Source organism: Hyphococcus sp. (assembly GCF_965228385.1).
Classification (GTDB): domain Bacteria; phylum Pseudomonadota; class Alphaproteobacteria; order Caulobacterales; family Parvularculaceae; genus Hyphococcus.
Map to the genome: position 1 here is coordinate 1,850,097 of NZ_OZ245810.1, position 16,192 is coordinate 1,866,288.

Genomic DNA, 16,192 nt, shown 5'->3' on the forward strand with positions numbered 1-16,192 from the left:
GCCCTTTTGAACTGCCAACATTACAGGGATAATGAACGACTGCCTCCCTGTGCGCGCCGCTGTGCGCTTTCCAATCGCAAGTGTCGAAACGTCATTGGACGCGGATTTCGTCACCGGCGCCCTTTGCGGCGCAACAAGCCTCACTGCACTCAAAAACATGCTGGATTGCATTGTCATCGTAGAAAAATTCTACGCCACCTCTAACTATCAGACAAAGCAGGATTTTATTCTGCAGATGGCTTTGTTAGATGAATTACAGAGAACCACCGGGGCAATCGATAAGGTAAGGAGCAACCGAATGCCGCTACCGCAGGAAATACAGCCCATCAATGACCAACTGGAAGACACCCATATCGACGTCGAAAGGATGGAGTGGCTTGAGACAGAGCCTGGCATGGCATGGATAAAAGTTCTCTGGACGGGACCGGAAAGCGGCGCTTGGGCCGCAATATTCCGGTGGAAGAAGGGATACGTCGCGGGACAGCATAAGCATTTAAGCGGCGCCCATGTTTATGTCATGTCGGGCAGATTGCAGGTTCGCGGAGGAACTCTCAATGCTGGCGACTATGTCTATGAACCCAACGGAATGCTGCATGGCGAAACTACAGCTTTGGAAGACACTGAATATCTGTTTATCTGCAATGGCCCGCTGATCTTCCATGATGAAAACAACTTTACATCCTATCTGGGATGGGAGGAACTGGAGAGGATGCGCCTCGGGGCAACCGGTGGCGAAGCGATTAGCGCCGGGTCGAAGCGCATATCCGCCTGACATTAAGGTGCAAGCTTTCTCTAACTGCCGAAATTGAGCGCTTTTCTTACGATCGTCGCGCCGTAACGATGAAAACTTGGTATTGATTGAGAAGAAGGCAATATCGCTGCTTTTTCACTCATTACTGTTGGCCTCTGGGGTATACGCCGTGTGTGAGAATGAAACTCGAACCAAGATTCAGAGCGGTCCAAATTCGAAGGTTTCCTAGTCTCTTACTTGTTCATGAAAAACGAAGACTTTCTCAGAAACCTTGAGAAGATTGTCGGAAAATCCAGTCTCTTGGTAGGCCGGCGAGCGACACGTCGCTATAGGATAGGCTATCGATATGGCGAAGGAAACGTGCTCGCCGTTGCAATGCCTCGCACGCTTGTCGAACTATGGCGAACCGCAGAACTATGCGCACGCGAGCGGCGAATCATTATCTTGCAAGCCGCGAATACGGGGCTGACCGGGGGATCGACGCCGTTTGGCGACTATGACCGTGACGTTGTGGTCATTAGCACCACGAAACTCAACCGGATAATCCCTATTCTTGACGGAAGACAAGTCGTCTGCTTTTCGGGGGCTCGGCTAAACGTTCTAGAGAAAAAGCTTGAACAGTTTAACCGGGAGCCGCATTCGGTCATCGGATCTTCGTGCATCGGGGCTTCCGTCGTTGGCGGCGTCTGTAATAATTCCGGCGGCGCCCTTGTCACGCGCGGTCCGGCCTATACAGAATGTTCTCTTTATGCTCGCGTCGAGCTTGACGGTCGCCTGGCGCTTGTCAACAATCTTGGTTTCAATGCAACAGGATCGCCGGAGCAAATTTTAGCGGCACTGGAGACCGACGAGATCGATTATGATCGTTTTTTTGAAGTCGACAGCGCCTGTTCGGCGCGAGACTACGTGGAGAAAGTCCGGGATACGAACTCCGCGACACCTGCGCGATATAATGCAGATCCCGAAAAACTATTCGATGCGTCCGGCTGTGCTGGCAAGGTAATTGTCTTTGCTGTAAGACTTGATACGTTCCCGAAGCCGGCGCGAACAAAAGTGTTTTTCATAGGAACGAACTCGACAGCCGCCCTCACTGCAATGCGTCGAAAAATACTTGAAGACTTCAAGCGGTTGCCGGATTCGGCTGAATATATGCACCGTACCGCGTTTAACATAGCCGAATGCTATGGAAGGGACATGTTTGCCGCAATAAGCCTCATCAGTTTTGACAAGCTTCCATTATTCTTTTCGGCGAAAAATTCAATCGATAGTTTCTTTTCCGAGATCGGCATGGCGCAATTCCACCTCACCGACCGTATTCTACAGCTAATCGGAAGTATATTGCCCAATCAAGTGCCGCAAGAAGTCGGCAAACTGCGGGACTTGTACGAACACTACCTCGTAATGAAAGTTTCGGATGAAGCCATTGACGAGTGCGAATCATATTTGGCTGACTGCGCCACATCTAGCGAACTGCAATACCTTGGTTGCTCGCCTTCCCAAGGTAAAAAAGTAATGCTTCATCGGTTTGTAACCGCCGGGGCAGCAATGAGGTACGCAGCTGTTCATTCCGATCGCACCAATGGCGTTACGGCGATTGATACAGCGTTGCCGCGCAATGCCTGGCAATGGGTGGAAGAATTACCGGAGGCGCTCAAAAACCAGACAGAAAAGATCTTATATTATGGGCATTTTCTATGCCACGTATTTCATCAAGACTATATACTTAAGAAAGGCGTAGACTCACATGCTTTCGAGCAAGAAGTTCTGAGGCTATTGGATGCTCGTGGGGCGAAATACCCGGCAGAGCACAATGTCGGGCATCTGTATAAAGCGGAAGAGACTTTGCGGTCGTTCTATCTTTCGCTAGATCCGTCAAACACGATGAATCCGGGGATCGGCTGCACTCCTAAATGTTTTGGATGGAATCGAGAGTCCGGTGTCTGATTCGAACAAACTGCGTCAAAGAAATTGCATAATTGCTTAGTATAGTAATCTCTTGTCAAATTCTATGCCATGTTTATCACAGTGATTCTTATACTGTTGCAAAAACCAAAAGACATTTTGTTTGCCGGTATAGTTATTGTTGTCATCGAAAAACTCCAGAATCCCCGTAACGTGAAAGATAGTAACCATACCTTCATCACTACACAGAGTATGTATCCCGCCAGGCGCTTCGTGAACTATATCCCCTGCTTTGGCCACCCAATCATATTCTTTATAATACCAGCTCCCTTCTAAGGTGTAAGCAGTTACTTCCCCGTGATGCTGATGGCGGCCAATAACACCACCCTGCTCTACTTTCAGGACAACATCATATCGACCGTTAATTACGTCCAATCGGATGGGTTTGAAATAAATACCGTTTTCAGCGTATTTAACCCAAGGTACGTCATCATGCGAAATATGGATATCCTTTGCACCGAACTTAACAGTCACAGTGGCAAGTTCTTCTTCTGTCGGTTCTTCATATTTAAGTTCAACAGCCACTTTTCACCTCCACTCTAAAAACAACTACTTGATCTGCGTTAGACACTCAAAACTAGATAACTAAGAAATTTTTTTTCTTACAATGATCAGAAGCAGAAAATTCCCATCTTTACACAACAGTCTGGGTCCATGTCGCCAGCATGCCTCCGTCAGCAAGGTATGTCGCTCCTGTACAGTAACTGGATTCATCGGATAACAGGAACAACATTAAACTAGCAATTTCAATTGGCGTGCCGTGGCGGCGAAGGGGAACTGTTTTGTTCCACTCTGCTTTGACTTCGTCTGCAGAGCCGCCGGCAGACGCTTGACTTAGATGAATGCCGCCCATCATTTTTGTGTCGATGATTCCGGGATGAACGGAATTCACCCTAATACTGTATTTAGCGCCCTCCAAAGCCGCGCCTTTCATCATCCCAACTACCGCATGTTTGCTTGCCGTGTAAGCGCTGGATTCCGCTATGGCGGCTAGTCCTTGTACCGACGATGTAAGTACGATGCTGCCACCTTTACTCTCTTTCAAATATTTGAAACTAGATCGAAGACCCAACCATGCTCCCCTTAAATTCACCGACATAACCTTATCGAAGAGTTCAGTCGAATATTCGGTTAAAGGCACCAACCCGCCGAAGACGCCAGCGTTAAGGACAATTCCGTCGATACTTCCGTATCGATCAAACGCATCTTGCATATATGCATCTACATGGTCTTCTCGCGTGACGTCCGCTTCGGCAAAACTGACTTTGCTCGAATCTAGTGATCCAAATTCCGCCTTGAGTTCTTCCGTACCAAGATCAACGGCATGTACTTTAGCGCCATTTTCTAGAAATAAACGAACGGCGGCGGAACCAATTCCGCCCGCCGCCCCAGTTACAATAATCACCTTATTCCGCAATCGTGACATCAGCGTCTACTTTCATTGACCGGAAAAGACAGTTGCTGATGTATTTACGTCCCAGGAAAACAGGCCGCGGCGACATCTTGGATTTCCTGAGAGATAGTCGGCCATGTTTCTACAGTGCGATCGTGTGCAAGATATTCATTTTCCAACTCATCATCGCCCGAGATAGCCGAAGCAAAGCAAGAACACCCATTATCTATGTTTTCGGCCCATGCGCCGCCTGCAGCTTCGGCTGACTCCCGGCACGCAGCTTCAACATCGCCTCCAGCAATTGCACCAGTAGATACCGTCATAAGAATTGCTGAACTCGTAGCTAAGTTTAATACCTTCTTCATTGGCTTCATCGAAATTTCTCCCATTGGTTTTGAAGCTACTCAAATCAACAGATTCCAAGCGTGAAAATCCGGCAAATTTTAAATATTTACCAGCGCACCCCAACTTGAACCCCGTAAAAGCGAGGGGGGAAGTAGTTTATTTGGCCGGTTTGGAATAAGCTGGCAAAATTGAATTTTTGCGTTGCATCGGTATCGTTGAATACGTTCTTTACGTATGCCGCAATATACCAGTGCTCAAGCGCAGCCGGCTCGAAAGTTACATTGTAATCAACGTTCCAATGCGATGGAAGTTGAGTGGCTGTGTCGTTCAACACATCAACAAATCGCTTGCCGAGGTAGCTATAGTTGACTTGGTTGGTTAGTATTCCCAAATCAAAGAAATTGCTTTCATATCTGATTAAGCCGCTTGATTGGAAGTGGGGCGCTTGGCCCAGTTCTCGATCTCGAGTGTCTACGACGCCGGCGCTTACCTTCGTCACATCCTTTACTTTTGTGTCCACGTAGCCGCCGCCGACATAAACATCTAATCCATCGGCCAAATTAGCAAAGATCTCGACTTCCCCACCGTAAGCTGTAGCGTCCTTGTTTAGGACTTGAACACCGAGCGACGCATTAGTGACAGAAAATGCCGTGGCTTGGTAATCCTTATAATCATAGTAGAAGCCGGCTGCGTTAATCTGCACTCTATTGTCAGGCGAAGACCATTTAATCCCAGCCTCATAAGCATTGTTTTGCTCTCTAGCAAACGGGATTTCATCCAAGGCCGTGGCTGAAAAATTCACCAGTCCATTGTTGAAACCGCCGGCTTTCATGCCTCGTTTATGAGACACGTAGAGAAGCGTATCTTCATTCGGCTTGAAATCAAGCGATACCTGATAAGCAATAAAACTGTCACTGTAATTGTCACTAATGCTCACAACGGGATCATTGACGGGATCGGCTGCGCCCAACACATTGTTGGCCAAGAATGACTGATACCCAGCAACATCCAGAGCTAAGATGCCAAATGTATTGCCCTGAAACGTATACAGACCTGTGTCAGGCGCATCATGAAGATAAAGACCTTCTGTCTCGGCGAAGTCTCGATCTTCGTGGTTCCACCTCAAACCGCCGTTCAAGGTTAGCTTGTCCGTAAGATCATAGGCTACATTTCCATAGAACGCGTATGAAGTAAGATCAGACGTGTTTGGTGTTATCTGAACGAGCCCGCCGGGGCCGTCGCCAGGCTGAATAGTGGCATTTCCCTGAAATGTGCCTGATCCGCTGATAATTGGCAGCACCCAATTGTTGGCGTAATTCAACGATAAATAGAAACCACCAACGGTAATATTTGCTCTTTCAAGATCAATTGCGATCCTACCTTCTTGCGTCCAATAATCTTGATCGACGGTGTTGTACGCATGACAAATCGTACGGGGCGTGCCGTCACAATCTTCTAGTGTATACTTGCTTTGCTTCAAATAGCCGGTGATTGACGTCAAAGTTACATTGTCAGTTACATCCAGATTAGCCGTCAGCAAATGATGATTTACAACATTTCGAAAATCATTAACGCCGTCAGCAATAACAGTTGTCGAATTAGCGCCACTGGCCACAGGGTTGTATCCAAATCCGTCTGCATCCGTAACAATTGTATCACCAGGAACTTGAATCATAGGCTGCGAACTATCGCCACCATTTCTGGCATGCACCCATCCATATTGGTATTTGTAGAGAATACTAAGGCTGCTTGTTGGGTCCCATCTTAGCTGGGGCCGAAGCGAAAGAAAATTCCCCGCGTGCGTATCATCGCCGCCAGGGCCAGGTCCGTCATAAAGATTTCTCGTGGTACCATCATATTGCTCCCGCTCCATTGAAAAACGAAAAGCAAGTCGCTCATCGACAACGGGAATGTTCAGCATTCCGTTAATTGAGTTACCCTGGTAGTTTCCGGCCCCGACCTCCAAATTTCCTTCAAAGTCGAAGCCTGGCTTGTTATTCCTCACAACAACAGCGCCAGCAGTAGAATTTCTTCCAAAAAGCGTACCTTGTGGGCCCCTCAGGATTTCCGCACCGGCTACATCATGCAATAGAAAATCAGTTGCCGAATTAGATAATACGTAAAAATCATCAACATAGACGGTTGTTGGCGACTCGCTTCCTTCATTAAAGTCAGCTTGCCCAATGCCCCTTACGTAAAACAAGCTGCTGTTACCGCGCGCGCCCCATTGCTTCTTGAATTCTACATTCGGGGCCAACTGCGCAATTTCACCAGCCGAGCGGACATCAAGTGCCTCTAACTGCTCACCACTGAATGCCGAAACTGAGAGGCCGACGTCCTGAACGTTTTCCTCCCGCCGGTTCGCCGTCACTACAATTTCGTCTGAAAAGATACCGCGCGGAGCACTCTGGTCTCCTTGTGTATTTTCGCCTTGCGACTCTTGTGCGACCGCAACCACCGGAATCGCACAAGTAGACAACAACGCAGATAGAATTCTTATTTTGTTGTTCATTTGATTAGCCTCCCACATCAAACACCGCGCAGTTGCGCGCGGAAAAGCTCTATTCAGTGCGCTCCCACTCGTTTTGAAACGCGCACAGCAAACTTCGATGACTATCTTTCAGCGGAGGAATATGGTCAGGCAAACGTAACTTATGCTCTTGCTCTTTACAAAAGCTCAGAACATCCTTCCTCCACCTATCGACAATTTCTTATTCTCGCACCACGCTATGCCTGTCACATGACTATGGTCTTGTCATTGAGTGACTTATTAGTTGGCCGAAAGTGACTATCACCTCGTGAGTTCGCGCTTAAGGGGCGGACCTTTGCTATCGCGACAAAAAATCTAGACCCGCACTATCGATTTGATTTGGTTGCTGGCACGTGTAACTTCATTTTTTCCGTGCCGGCACGCCTCAATAACCGGTACGCACGCACAAAGAAATTTGAACGCTTTATGCCCGTACTCCGTACCGCCATCGACTCCCGCTCAGAAGCTTTCGCCGCTAACGACAAAGCGATGCGCGCGCTGATCGATGAACTGCACGCTAATATCGACCGCATCGCCGAAGGCGGCGGAGAACGCTACGCAGAGCGCCACAAGAAACGAGGCAAGCTGCTGGCGCGCGAGCGCGTTGCGCGGCTGGTTGATCAGAGCTCGCCGTTTCTTGAGATCGGCCAGTTCGCCGCGTGGGAAATGTATTCCGGCGACGTGATGGCGGCGGGCGTCGTCGCAGGCATCGGCCGCATCGCCGGCGTCGAGTGCATGATCGTCGCCAATGATCCGACGGTCAAAGGCGGCACCTATCACCCGATGACGGTGAAGAAGCATCTGCGCGCGCAGGAGATCGCCCTCGAAAATCGCCTACCCTGCATCTATCTCGTCGAAAGCGGCGGCGCATTCCTGCCTATGCAGGATGAAGTCTTTCCGGATAAGGATGATTTCGGCCGCATCTTTTACAATCAGGCGCAGATGTCGTCGAAAGGCATTCCGCAGATCGCGGTCGTGCACGGGAGCTGCACCGCAGGCGGCGCCTATGTGCCGGCGATGTCGGACGAAGCGATCATCGTCAAGAAACAAGGAACGATTTTCCTCGGCGGGCCGCCGCTGGTCAAAGCCGCCACCGGTGAAGTCGTAACGGCGGAGGAACTCGGCGGCGGGGATGTTCATACGAGAGAGTCAGGCGTCGCCGATCATCTCGCCGAAGACGACGATCATGCGCTTGGGTTAGCGCGCCAGATCGTCTCGCGCCTCAACTGGGTAAAGTTGGGGTCGGTGACCATGGCCGAGCCCGAGCCCCCGCTATACGCCGCAGATGAACTTTACGGCGTCGTCGAAGCCGATGCGCGCAAGCCCTATGACGCGCGGGAGATCATCGCCCGTATCATCGACGGCTCGAAGTTTGACGAATTCAAGCCGCTTTACGGCTCGACACTGGTGACAGGTTTCGCGCGCCTGCACGGGTTCCCTGTCGGCATCCTCGCCAATAACGGCATCCTGTTTTCCGAAAGCGCAAAGAAAGGCGCGCATTTCATTGAGCTTTGCTGTCAGCGCAAGACGCCGCTCGTCTTTCTTCAGAACATCACCGGCTTCATGGTCGGCAAATCCGCGGAAGCAGGCGGCATCGCAAAAGACGGCGCCAAGCTCGTCACCGCCGTCGCGACCGCAGGCGTGCCTAAATTCACCGTCGTCGTCGGCGGCTCCTACGGCGCTGGCAATTACGGCATGTGCGGCAGGGCTTACGGGCCGCGCATGATGTTCATGTGGCCGAACGCGCGTATCTCTGTCATGGGCGGCGAACAGGCGGCGAGCGTTCTCGCCACCGTCAAACGCGACGGGCTTCGCGAAGGCGAAAGCTGGTCCAAAAAAGATGAGGAAGAATTCAGGGCGAAAATCCGCGCCGACTATGATGCGCAGGGCTCGCCTTATTACTCTTCCGCGCGGCTTTGGGACGACGGCATAATCGATCCGGCGCAGACGCGCGACGTGTTAGGCTTGTGCCTATCCGCATCGCTCAACGCACCGATCGAGGAGACACGCTTCGGCGTGTTCAGGATGTAAAGGGGGAACGGAATGGGATGGCGATTAAAAGCATTTAGTCGAGGAATGCTTATTAGCGTCCCAATCATAGCTGCTATCCTAGTATTTGGTGTAAATCGAAACAATATTAGCGATGTTTTTGAAGCGTATGACCCGCTGTATTGGATTGGATTTTTTTTCCTCGCTCTCTGGCTTGGTATTGCGAACATGCTTGCGATTGGTTTTTTGAGGCGCAGACGTGACAAGGAAGAATGAGGGTACGGATGACTGAACAGGTTCTCATCACCACCATCGACAGTCGCGGCGTCGCGCGCCTGACCATGAACCGGCCGGACCTGCGCAATGCGTTCAACGAACAGCTGATCGGTGAGATCTGCGAAGCGATCGGACGGTTTCATTCCGACCCTAATGTCCGCATCATTGTTTTAACCGGCGCAGGCAAAGCTTTTTCCGCAGGCGCCGATCTCAACATGATGAAAAAGGTCGCTGCTTTTTCCGCCGCAGAGAACAAGGACGATGCGCGCCGCCTCGCCCACATGCTGAATTCGATCTATTCCTCGCCAAAGCCGACCATTGCGCTCGTCAATGGCCCCGCCATGGGCGGCGGGCTTGGCCTCATCGCAGCCTGTGACATCGCAATCGGCGCTGATGACGCTTTCTTCGCTTTATCCGAAGTGCGCCTCGGCCTCATCCCAGCCGTGATTTCGCCGTTCGTTATCGACGCCATCGGCGCACGCCAGGCGCGCCGCTATTTCATCACTGGCGAACGGTTCGACGCAAAGACCGCGAAAGATATCGGCCTTCTCCACATCGTCGAGAACGCAAGCGGCCTCGACGCAGCGCTTGAAGGCGTGATTACAGATCTTTTGTCATGCGGCCCATCCGCCATGCATGAAGCTAAGGAATTGATCCGCGCCGTCGCAAACAGGCCGATCAACGAAAAAATTCTCGACGATACAGCCGGCCGCATCGCGCGCATGCGCGCCAGCGCCGAAGGCAAGGAAGGCGTGACGGCGTTTCTGGAAAAGCGCAAACCGGACTGGCCCGTGAAGAAATGAACAAGCTTGGCCATGTCATCCGCAAAGTCAGGAAAGAAGATCGCGAGGAAATCGCCGCAGTCCTGACGGCGGCTTTCGGACAAAAAGATGAGGCCGAACTCGTCAAACAACTGTGGACGCAAAACGCCGTCAAGTTTGAACGCCTTGCTGAAGTGGGCGGCGCGGTCATCGGCTATTGCGCGTTCAGCCCCATCACCTGCAAACCTTCACTGGACGGTTTGCTTCTCGGCCTTGGCCCCCTCGCCGTAGCCCCCGATCACCAACGCCAAGGCGTGGGCGCTGCGCTGGTCGAAGAAGGGTTGAAAGTCTGCAGAGAGAATAAGGCGCGGCTTATCGCGGTGCTGGGCGATCCCGACTATTACGCCCGTTTCGGGTTTGAACCGGCGGCGGAAAAGAAGATGACATGGGCCGGTTTCGATGCGGGAGACGCCTTCCGGATTATCATCGGCGACCCCGGCCTTTCTGACGAATCAGATGCGGAAGATATTCGCGTCATTCATTATCACCCTGCGTTCGACATCGTATCCTGAGGGGACATGTTCAAGAAAATACTCATAGCCAATCGCGGAGAAATCGCCATTCGCGTCGCTGTAACGGCGCGGCGCATGGGCGTCGCCACAGTTGCTGTTTATTCTGACGCCGATGCAAACGCGCCTCATGTAAGGGCCTGTGACGAAGCTATGCATATCGGCGCTTCGCCGGCGGCGGAAAGCTATCTTCGCGCTGAAAAAATCATCGACGCCTGCAAAAAGACGAGCGCGGAAGCCGTGCATCCCGGTTACGGTTTTCTTTCCGAGAATGCGGAGTTCGCCGAAGCGCTGGAAAAGGCTGGCATCGTTTTTATAGGACCAACCGCAAAAACAATACGCGCCATGGGATCGAAGTCCGCGGCGAAAGATTTGATGGAAGCCGCCAAGGTTCCGACAACGCCCGGTTACCAGGGCGAAGACCAGTCGGTCAAAACCTTCAAGAAGGAAGCCAAGCGCATCGGCTATCCCGTCTTGCTCAAAGCCACTGCCGGCGGCGGCGGCAAAGGCATGCGCATGGTCGAAAAGGAAGCGGACCTTGAAGACGCGCTGAAGTCGGCCCAGCGTGAGGCGAAGTCCGCCTTCGACGACGACCGTTTTCTGATCGAGAAATACATCGCCCGCGCCCGCCATGTAGAGGTCCAGATCTTCGGCGACGGCAAGGGCAATGTCGTCCATATGTTCGAGCGCGATTGTTCCGTTCAACGACGCCACCAGAAAGTAATCGAGGAAGCGCCGGCGCCCAGGATGCCGCCAAAGGTTCGCGAAAAACTTCTGCAGGCGGGTGTCGATGCAGGGAAAGCTGTCGATTATCGCGGCGCGGGCACAGTTGAATTTCTCTATGACCCCGGATCGGGGTCCGGGGCAGGCGGCGGCGTTTATTTCATGGAGATGAACACGCGCCTTCAGGTGGAACACCCTGTTTCTGAGATGATCACCGGGCTCGACTTCGTTGAATGGCAATTGCGCATCGCAGCCGGCGAAGGCCTGCCGCTGTCGCAGGATGACATCAAAGAAAACGGCCACGCTTTCGAGGCGCGGCTTTACGCCGAAAACCCGAAGCAGAATTTCGCGCCGTCCATCGGAACGTTGACGACATTGCGCTTGCCCGCCGAAACGGCGCGCATTGATTCCGGCGTCGAAGAGAACCAGGCGATCACGCCTTACTACGACCCGATGATCGCCAAGATCATCACCCATGGCGCCACACGCGAGGAAGCGCTCGGCGCGATGCGCGCCGCCCTTGAAGACACGCGCGTCGCCGGCCTTGAAACCAATGCGGCGTTCCTGCACGCGCTTGCCGCAGAACCCGATTTCATCAGCGGCGATGTCTCGACCCGTTTCATCGACGATTATCATGATGCGCTGTTCAAGGAAACGGCGCCGGATGCGCGGGTGTGGGCCGTCGCGGCGTTATGGAAGCGTGCGCAGGCTAGCTCAGACTCGTGGAGCGCATTTTCGGGTTTCCGACTCAACCGCCCCCGTCACGAAGTGATGTGGATCGAATATGACGGGCGCCCCGCCCTGCTGCGGCTCAACCGATCGGGTGACGGTTTTCTGGCGACATTGGAGCCCGATGCTTCCGCCGCCGCCCGCCGAGAGAGCCGCGAGCCCGCGCCAGCGATCCAGTTTGAGTTCTCCGGCGTTTGTAACAGCCAAGGAGAGATCCGCTGCACAGCCGGTAATGACGCATTCACTGCATTCGCCGCGCCCCATGGGGAGGCGTTGCGCGTCTGGATCGGTGCGGACCATTGGGATGTCTCTTTCCCCAATCCTCTCGCTGGGATTTCCGCCCATCATTCAAGCGAAGGCTCGCTCACGGCGCCGATGCCCGGCGTCGTCACCATGCTGTCCGCAAAGCCGGGTGATGCGGTTGAAGCAGGTAAGCCGCTGCTCGTCATGGAAGCGATGAAAATGGAGCACGCGATCAAGGCGCCCTTCAACGGGACCGTCAAAGCCTACAAGTTCAAGCCCGGTGACCAGGTGAAGGACGGAGATCTGCTGGTGGAGTTTGAGGAAAGCGCGTGAGCCAACACATCAACATCGTCGAGGTCGGGCCGCGCGACGGGCTGCAGAACGAAAAGCAGGTCATCGATGTCGCCACAAAGGTCGCGCTGATCGAGCGGCTGGCGGATGCGGGGCTGAAAACCGTCGAGGGCGGCGCGTTCGTGTCGCCGAAATGGGTGCCGCAAATGGCGGCGTCCGACGAGGTGATGGCGCAGATCAAACGCAAAGCCGGCGTTTCCTATCCTGTGCTGACGCCGAATATGAAAGGTTACGAAGGCGCGCGCGCCGCTGAGACCGATACCATTGCTGTTTTCGGCGCCGCATCCGAAAGTTTTTCCCAGAAAAACATCAACTGTTCTATCGAGGAAAGCCTTGAACGCTTCCGCCCCGTCGTCGAGGCGGCGAAAGCAGACGGCGTTCGCGCACGAGGTTATGTCTCCTGTGTGCTCGGCTGTCCTTACGAGGGAAAAGTCCCGCTCGACAATGTCGTGCGCGTCTCGAAGGCGCTTTACGACATGGGCTGTTATGAGATTTCTCTCGGCGACACGATCGGCGTCGGAACGCCGAAGGAAACGCAGGCGATGATCCGCGCTGTCGCGAGTGAAATTCCCGTCGATGCGCTCGCCGGTCATTTCCACGACACTTACGGCCAGGCGCTTGCGAATATCTGGGCGGCGATAGAAGAAGGCGTTACGACTTTCGACTCATCCGTTTCCGGCCTTGGGGGATGCCCTTATGCGAAAGGCGCAAGCGGCAACGTCGCCACTGAAGACGTTATCTATTCGCTGCACCAGTCCGGATTTGACACCAGCGCCGATCTCGATGCGTTGATCGAGACCAGCGTCTGGATTTCGGAACAACTCGGCCGTCTTCCAGACTCAAAATCAGCTTTCAGCTCTCAAAACGTTCGTCTCAACTGAAGACTATCACTTGGAGCTTTGTTTCTTCAATTCGAAGATGTACTTAAGAAAATGCCGAATTTCGAGATTGTCATAATAAAATAAAAAAGAGATCCTTTAGCGATCAATGTTATATATTTATTAGTACACAATATAAGTCCAATGCATATCCCTCTACAGTAACAAATGTCGACGCTATACAATCACAGAAATTGACCTGTACATATAAAGATTTGGAAAACAAGCGATGGAACTAATATCAACGCAATCCGGCTAAGGCTTGTTCAGATAAGTCTAGTATCGGTTTATTGCCCCCTGGGAGGCTAGATTCGTAGATCGCATTTCGCCAATCTCCGATGGGGAATATTCGAGCTTCCGGCATCGTCGCCTCAGCCAGCAAGGGCCAGATGCCGACGAAAGCATCAGACATCGTTCGCACAGCCTCTGATGGGAGATGATCACGTAAATGAAACCGCTGGTACTTCGCCAGAGGTCTTTGCCGTAGCACTATAGACTGACCTGACAACAATCCGTATCCGACGAACTGCGATCCAGCAGCCATTAATTTCAGAACCCTAGACCCCAACTGGCCACCGAGTGCATCAAATGTCACATTTGCCTGAGCTGCCACTTCTGAAATTTGTGAGAAATCCCACATTGATACCGGCTCGATTCCCAAGGCACGTATGTGTGGAATGCGAGTCTCAGAGCGATACAGGCCAACTACGCGCCTCGCGTTTTGCTGGATAGCCCAACGCCCGAGATAATTTGCACAGCTTGATCCCGCCCCGGTCAATAGGACGGTTTTGCCGCGAACGGGCCAGAGCCTAAGCATAGTTATTGCCGCAAGCGGATTTATATAAGCTCGCGCTGCGACGAGGTCAGGAATGGAATCAGGAACCTCGATGGCGTGGATAGCGGGGCAATCTACAAGCGTCTGCCATGTGCCCTCACCGCGAAGCGGAAGCACCCGCTTTCCCACCCATGAAAACAGTTCAGGAGATGCTTCAATCACGCGGCCAACTCCCTCGTAGCCTGCGATGGCAGGAAGCACGATACGATGGGCATAGGCTCCCGTGATTGGAATAAGATCCGACGGGTTTACAGGCGCAAGTGACATTGCGACTCGGAGGCTACCGCATGGCAAATCTGAAACTTCATTTTCCACAAGCTCTAGCGTGGACAAGGGTGAACCAAAGCTTTGGTAGACTAGAGAGCGCCGACTATGTGGAGAGATACTCAACATAGACATATCACATGTCTCTCACTTTAGTGTTGGACTCTGTTGTATAGGATCATTAAACATGTTGAGTAATAAAGTGATGGGATGGCTTTAAGAGAGAAAGATAGATTATAAACGAACACTTTATGGCAGTTCAGCGCACTCCGTTAAACAATCGATCTTCTTCATGTGTCATATTCATTAGTGAAGATGAGTTCATAAATACGATCACGCTTCCACAAATCCTCATTATTATGCACTTATGCACGCAAAAAGTTTCAGAATTACTCGCATCCTGACATTTTCCTCCTCATCAGTCTGAACAATTCTCCTGATACAAGCTCTTGGTCTTCCAAAAGCCGATCGAACAACGCTCTTTCATGAACATAGACGCCATCGATTCCCGGAACCGTTTGATCAAGAAGAAGCTTCCGATTGATGGAGTCGATTTTCAGCCTTTGAGCAACGGTTCGATGCGTGTGGCGAAGAATATGCCCTGTCTCGCTAGGCAACGTTCGTTCTTTCCAGACTTGCGTGGCAATGAGCTCTCCGGTCTTGTTGCTGCGCGACGGGAACAACCAACGGGCGCCCGGATACATCAAATTTGAGACTTCGAGAGCACTTTTCACAATACTGACCATGTGGTCTGACAAAGGCAGCGCGAAAGACCGATCGGCCTTCATTTTAGGAATGACGATCGCTTTTTCGCCCAATGATATCCAGTCACGCTCAATTGCAACAAGATAGCGTGGGCGCAGCCCCGAAAAGATTCCAAATTCATGCATCGCCCGCCGCAGAGGATTACGCAGCGCGTTAACCCGCGCCCACCAATGAGGTAGATCGTCGGGCATGATCACGCGATCAGAACCGCGTTCCTTGTTGAAGGTGACGGCCTTTACCGGGTTATCCGGCAACGCATCGGGATCATCGGCGACTTTTAAGGCGATATTGTAGGCTGCCCGAAATTCACGGAAGGTCATATTCGCGCAGACTTTCCCGTTCTGAACGGTGATCTTCTTATGTTTCTCGCGACACATGCTGCGCTTGATGTCAGAGATTAAAAGGCTTTTCCAATCCTTAAGGTGACGTTCTTTCCTGTCGAATATGCCTTTGATGTTTTCCTCTGAGCAGTCGCGGGCGCGCATGTCCGCTGCATACTCGTCATACATGTGATCCAGGGTCCAGGTTTCTGCGCTTGGCCCTCCTTCGCCCTGATTTGGATCCACCCCGTCCTGAATTGATGCGATAAGCCGCATTGCCTCTCGCCTCGCATCTTTAACGCTCAATTCCTCGACCGTGCCCAATGTGCGCCGGACAGTTTTGACGAGCCGGCGCCGCCCATGTTCGCCTGTCCATAGGTCCCGCTGCACCTTGAAGGATTTGCTGCGCTTATTCACGGCCACCATGAGCCCTTTTACCGCCGTATCCCGCACCGCGTAGGGTCTGTCGGCGGGTTCGAGCGACCGGATCAATGATTCCGTGAGACGT

Annotated in this window: 14 protein-coding genes; 8 read left to right on the forward strand and 6 right to left on the reverse strand. The window is 52.3% G+C overall.

Going from position 1 to position 16,192, the window contains the following annotated elements; all coding sequences use genetic code 11:
- Positions 1-31 precede the first annotated feature (31 nt).
- Positions 32-772, forward strand: a complete 741-nt coding sequence (locus ACQK2Q_RS08665; protein ID WP_425409347.1) for a cupin domain-containing protein — start codon at positions 32-34, stop codon at positions 770-772.
- Positions 773-994: 222 nt separating this feature from the next.
- Positions 995-2,695: a D-lactate dehydrogenase gene (gene dld, locus ACQK2Q_RS08670; protein ID WP_425409348.1), complete on the forward strand. Its 1,701-nt coding sequence runs from the start codon at positions 995-997 to the stop codon at positions 2,693-2,695.
- Between the two features lie 36 nt (positions 2,696-2,731).
- Here the strand turns inward: dld and ACQK2Q_RS08675 are convergent, their stop codons facing one another.
- The 4 genes from ACQK2Q_RS08675 to ACQK2Q_RS08690 all read right to left on the reverse strand — a co-directional run bounded on the left by ACQK2Q_RS08675 (position 2,732) and on the right by ACQK2Q_RS08690 (position 6,963).
- Positions 2,732-3,238, reverse strand: coding sequence for a 2,4'-dihydroxyacetophenone dioxygenase family protein (locus ACQK2Q_RS08675; RefSeq protein WP_425409349.1), 507 nt, complete (start codon positions 3,236-3,238; stop codon positions 2,732-2,734).
- A gap of 109 nt (positions 3,239-3,347) precedes the next feature.
- Complete coding sequence (locus tag ACQK2Q_RS08680; protein ID WP_425409350.1) at positions 3,348-4,118, reverse strand: SDR family NAD(P)-dependent oxidoreductase; 771 nt, start codon at positions 4,116-4,118, stop codon at positions 3,348-3,350.
- A 65-nt stretch (positions 4,119-4,183) separates the two neighbouring features.
- Positions 4,184-4,480, reverse strand: coding sequence for a hypothetical protein (locus ACQK2Q_RS08685; protein WP_425409351.1), 297 nt, complete (start codon positions 4,478-4,480; stop codon positions 4,184-4,186).
- A gap of 77 nt (positions 4,481-4,557) precedes the next feature.
- A complete protein-coding gene (locus tag ACQK2Q_RS08690; RefSeq protein ID WP_425409352.1) occupies positions 4,558-6,963 on the reverse strand; it encodes a TonB-dependent receptor in 2,406 nt (801 codons plus the stop codon).
- Positions 6,964-7,407: 444 nt separating this feature from the next.
- On the opposite strand from ACQK2Q_RS08690, the gene ACQK2Q_RS08695 reads away from it, so the two are divergent.
- The 6 genes from ACQK2Q_RS08695 to ACQK2Q_RS08720 are packed head-to-tail and all read left to right on the forward strand — an operon-like array spanning position 7,408 to position 13,503.
- Positions 7,408-9,012, forward strand: coding sequence for a carboxyl transferase domain-containing protein (locus tag ACQK2Q_RS08695; RefSeq protein WP_425409353.1), 1,605 nt, complete (start codon positions 7,408-7,410; stop codon positions 9,010-9,012).
- Between the two features lie 12 nt (positions 9,013-9,024).
- Positions 9,025-9,246, forward strand: a complete 222-nt coding sequence (locus tag ACQK2Q_RS08700; RefSeq protein WP_425409354.1) for a hypothetical protein — start codon at positions 9,025-9,027, stop codon at positions 9,244-9,246.
- A gap of 8 nt (positions 9,247-9,254) precedes the next feature.
- Positions 9,255-10,049 (forward strand): enoyl-CoA hydratase/isomerase family protein, encoded by a 795-nt coding sequence (locus tag ACQK2Q_RS08705; RefSeq protein ID WP_425409355.1) that lies wholly within the window; start codon positions 9,255-9,257, stop codon positions 10,047-10,049.
- A complete protein-coding gene (locus ACQK2Q_RS08710; protein ID WP_425409356.1) occupies positions 10,046-10,579 on the forward strand; it encodes a GNAT family N-acetyltransferase in 534 nt (177 codons plus the stop codon). Before ACQK2Q_RS08705 ends, ACQK2Q_RS08710 begins: the two co-directional genes overlap by 4 nt.
- Before the next feature lie 6 nt (positions 10,580-10,585).
- A complete protein-coding gene (locus ACQK2Q_RS08715) occupies positions 10,586-12,604 on the forward strand; it encodes an acetyl/propionyl/methylcrotonyl-CoA carboxylase subunit alpha (protein WP_425409357.1) in 2,019 nt (672 codons plus the stop codon).
- Positions 12,601-13,503, forward strand: coding sequence for a hydroxymethylglutaryl-CoA lyase (locus tag ACQK2Q_RS08720; RefSeq protein ID WP_425409358.1), 903 nt, complete (start codon positions 12,601-12,603; stop codon positions 13,501-13,503). The genes ACQK2Q_RS08715 and ACQK2Q_RS08720 overlap by 4 nt, the downstream gene beginning before the upstream one ends.
- Positions 13,504-13,741: 238 nt before the next feature.
- Here the strand turns inward: ACQK2Q_RS08720 and ACQK2Q_RS08725 are convergent, their stop codons facing one another.
- Both ACQK2Q_RS08725 and ACQK2Q_RS08730 read right to left on the reverse strand, forming a co-directional pair.
- The gene (locus ACQK2Q_RS08725; RefSeq protein ID WP_425409359.1) at positions 13,742-14,734 is read right to left on the reverse strand and encodes a zinc-dependent alcohol dehydrogenase family protein; all 993 of its coding nucleotides are present in this window, start codon (positions 14,732-14,734) and stop codon (positions 13,742-13,744) included.
- 254 nt (positions 14,735-14,988) lie between these two features.
- Positions 14,989-16,176, reverse strand: a complete 1,188-nt coding sequence (locus ACQK2Q_RS08730; protein ID WP_425409360.1) for a tyrosine-type recombinase/integrase — start codon at positions 16,174-16,176, stop codon at positions 14,989-14,991.
- Between the last annotated feature and the right edge of the window lie 16 nt (positions 16,177-16,192).

Coding starts and splice junctions, on each gene's coding strand:
- ACQK2Q_RS08710 (WP_425409356.1), top strand. CDS start 10,046: ATGAACAAGCTTGGCCATGTCATCCGCAAAGTCAGGAAAGAAGATCGC.
- ACQK2Q_RS08695 (WP_425409353.1), top strand. CDS start 7,408: ATGCCCGTACTCCGTACCGCCATCGACTCCCGCTCAGAAGCTTTCGCC.
- ACQK2Q_RS08715 (WP_425409357.1), top strand. CDS start 10,586: ATGTTCAAGAAAATACTCATAGCCAATCGCGGAGAAATCGCCATTCGC.
- ACQK2Q_RS08685 (WP_425409351.1), bottom strand. CDS start 4,480: ATGAAGCCAATGAAGAAGGTATTAAACTTAGCTACGAGTTCAGCAATT.
- ACQK2Q_RS08690 (WP_425409352.1), bottom strand. CDS start 6,963: ATGAACAACAAAATAAGAATTCTATCTGCGTTGTTGTCTACTTGTGCG.
- ACQK2Q_RS08705 (WP_425409355.1), top strand. CDS start 9,255: ATGACTGAACAGGTTCTCATCACCACCATCGACAGTCGCGGCGTCGCG.
- dld (WP_425409348.1), top strand. CDS start 995: ATGAAAAACGAAGACTTTCTCAGAAACCTTGAGAAGATTGTCGGAAAA.
- ACQK2Q_RS08665 (WP_425409347.1), top strand. CDS start 32: ATGAACGACTGCCTCCCTGTGCGCGCCGCTGTGCGCTTTCCAATCGCA.
- ACQK2Q_RS08725 (WP_425409359.1), bottom strand. CDS start 14,734: ATGTCTATGTTGAGTATCTCTCCACATAGTCGGCGCTCTCTAGTCTAC.
- ACQK2Q_RS08700 (WP_425409354.1), top strand. CDS start 9,025: ATGGGATGGCGATTAAAAGCATTTAGTCGAGGAATGCTTATTAGCGTC.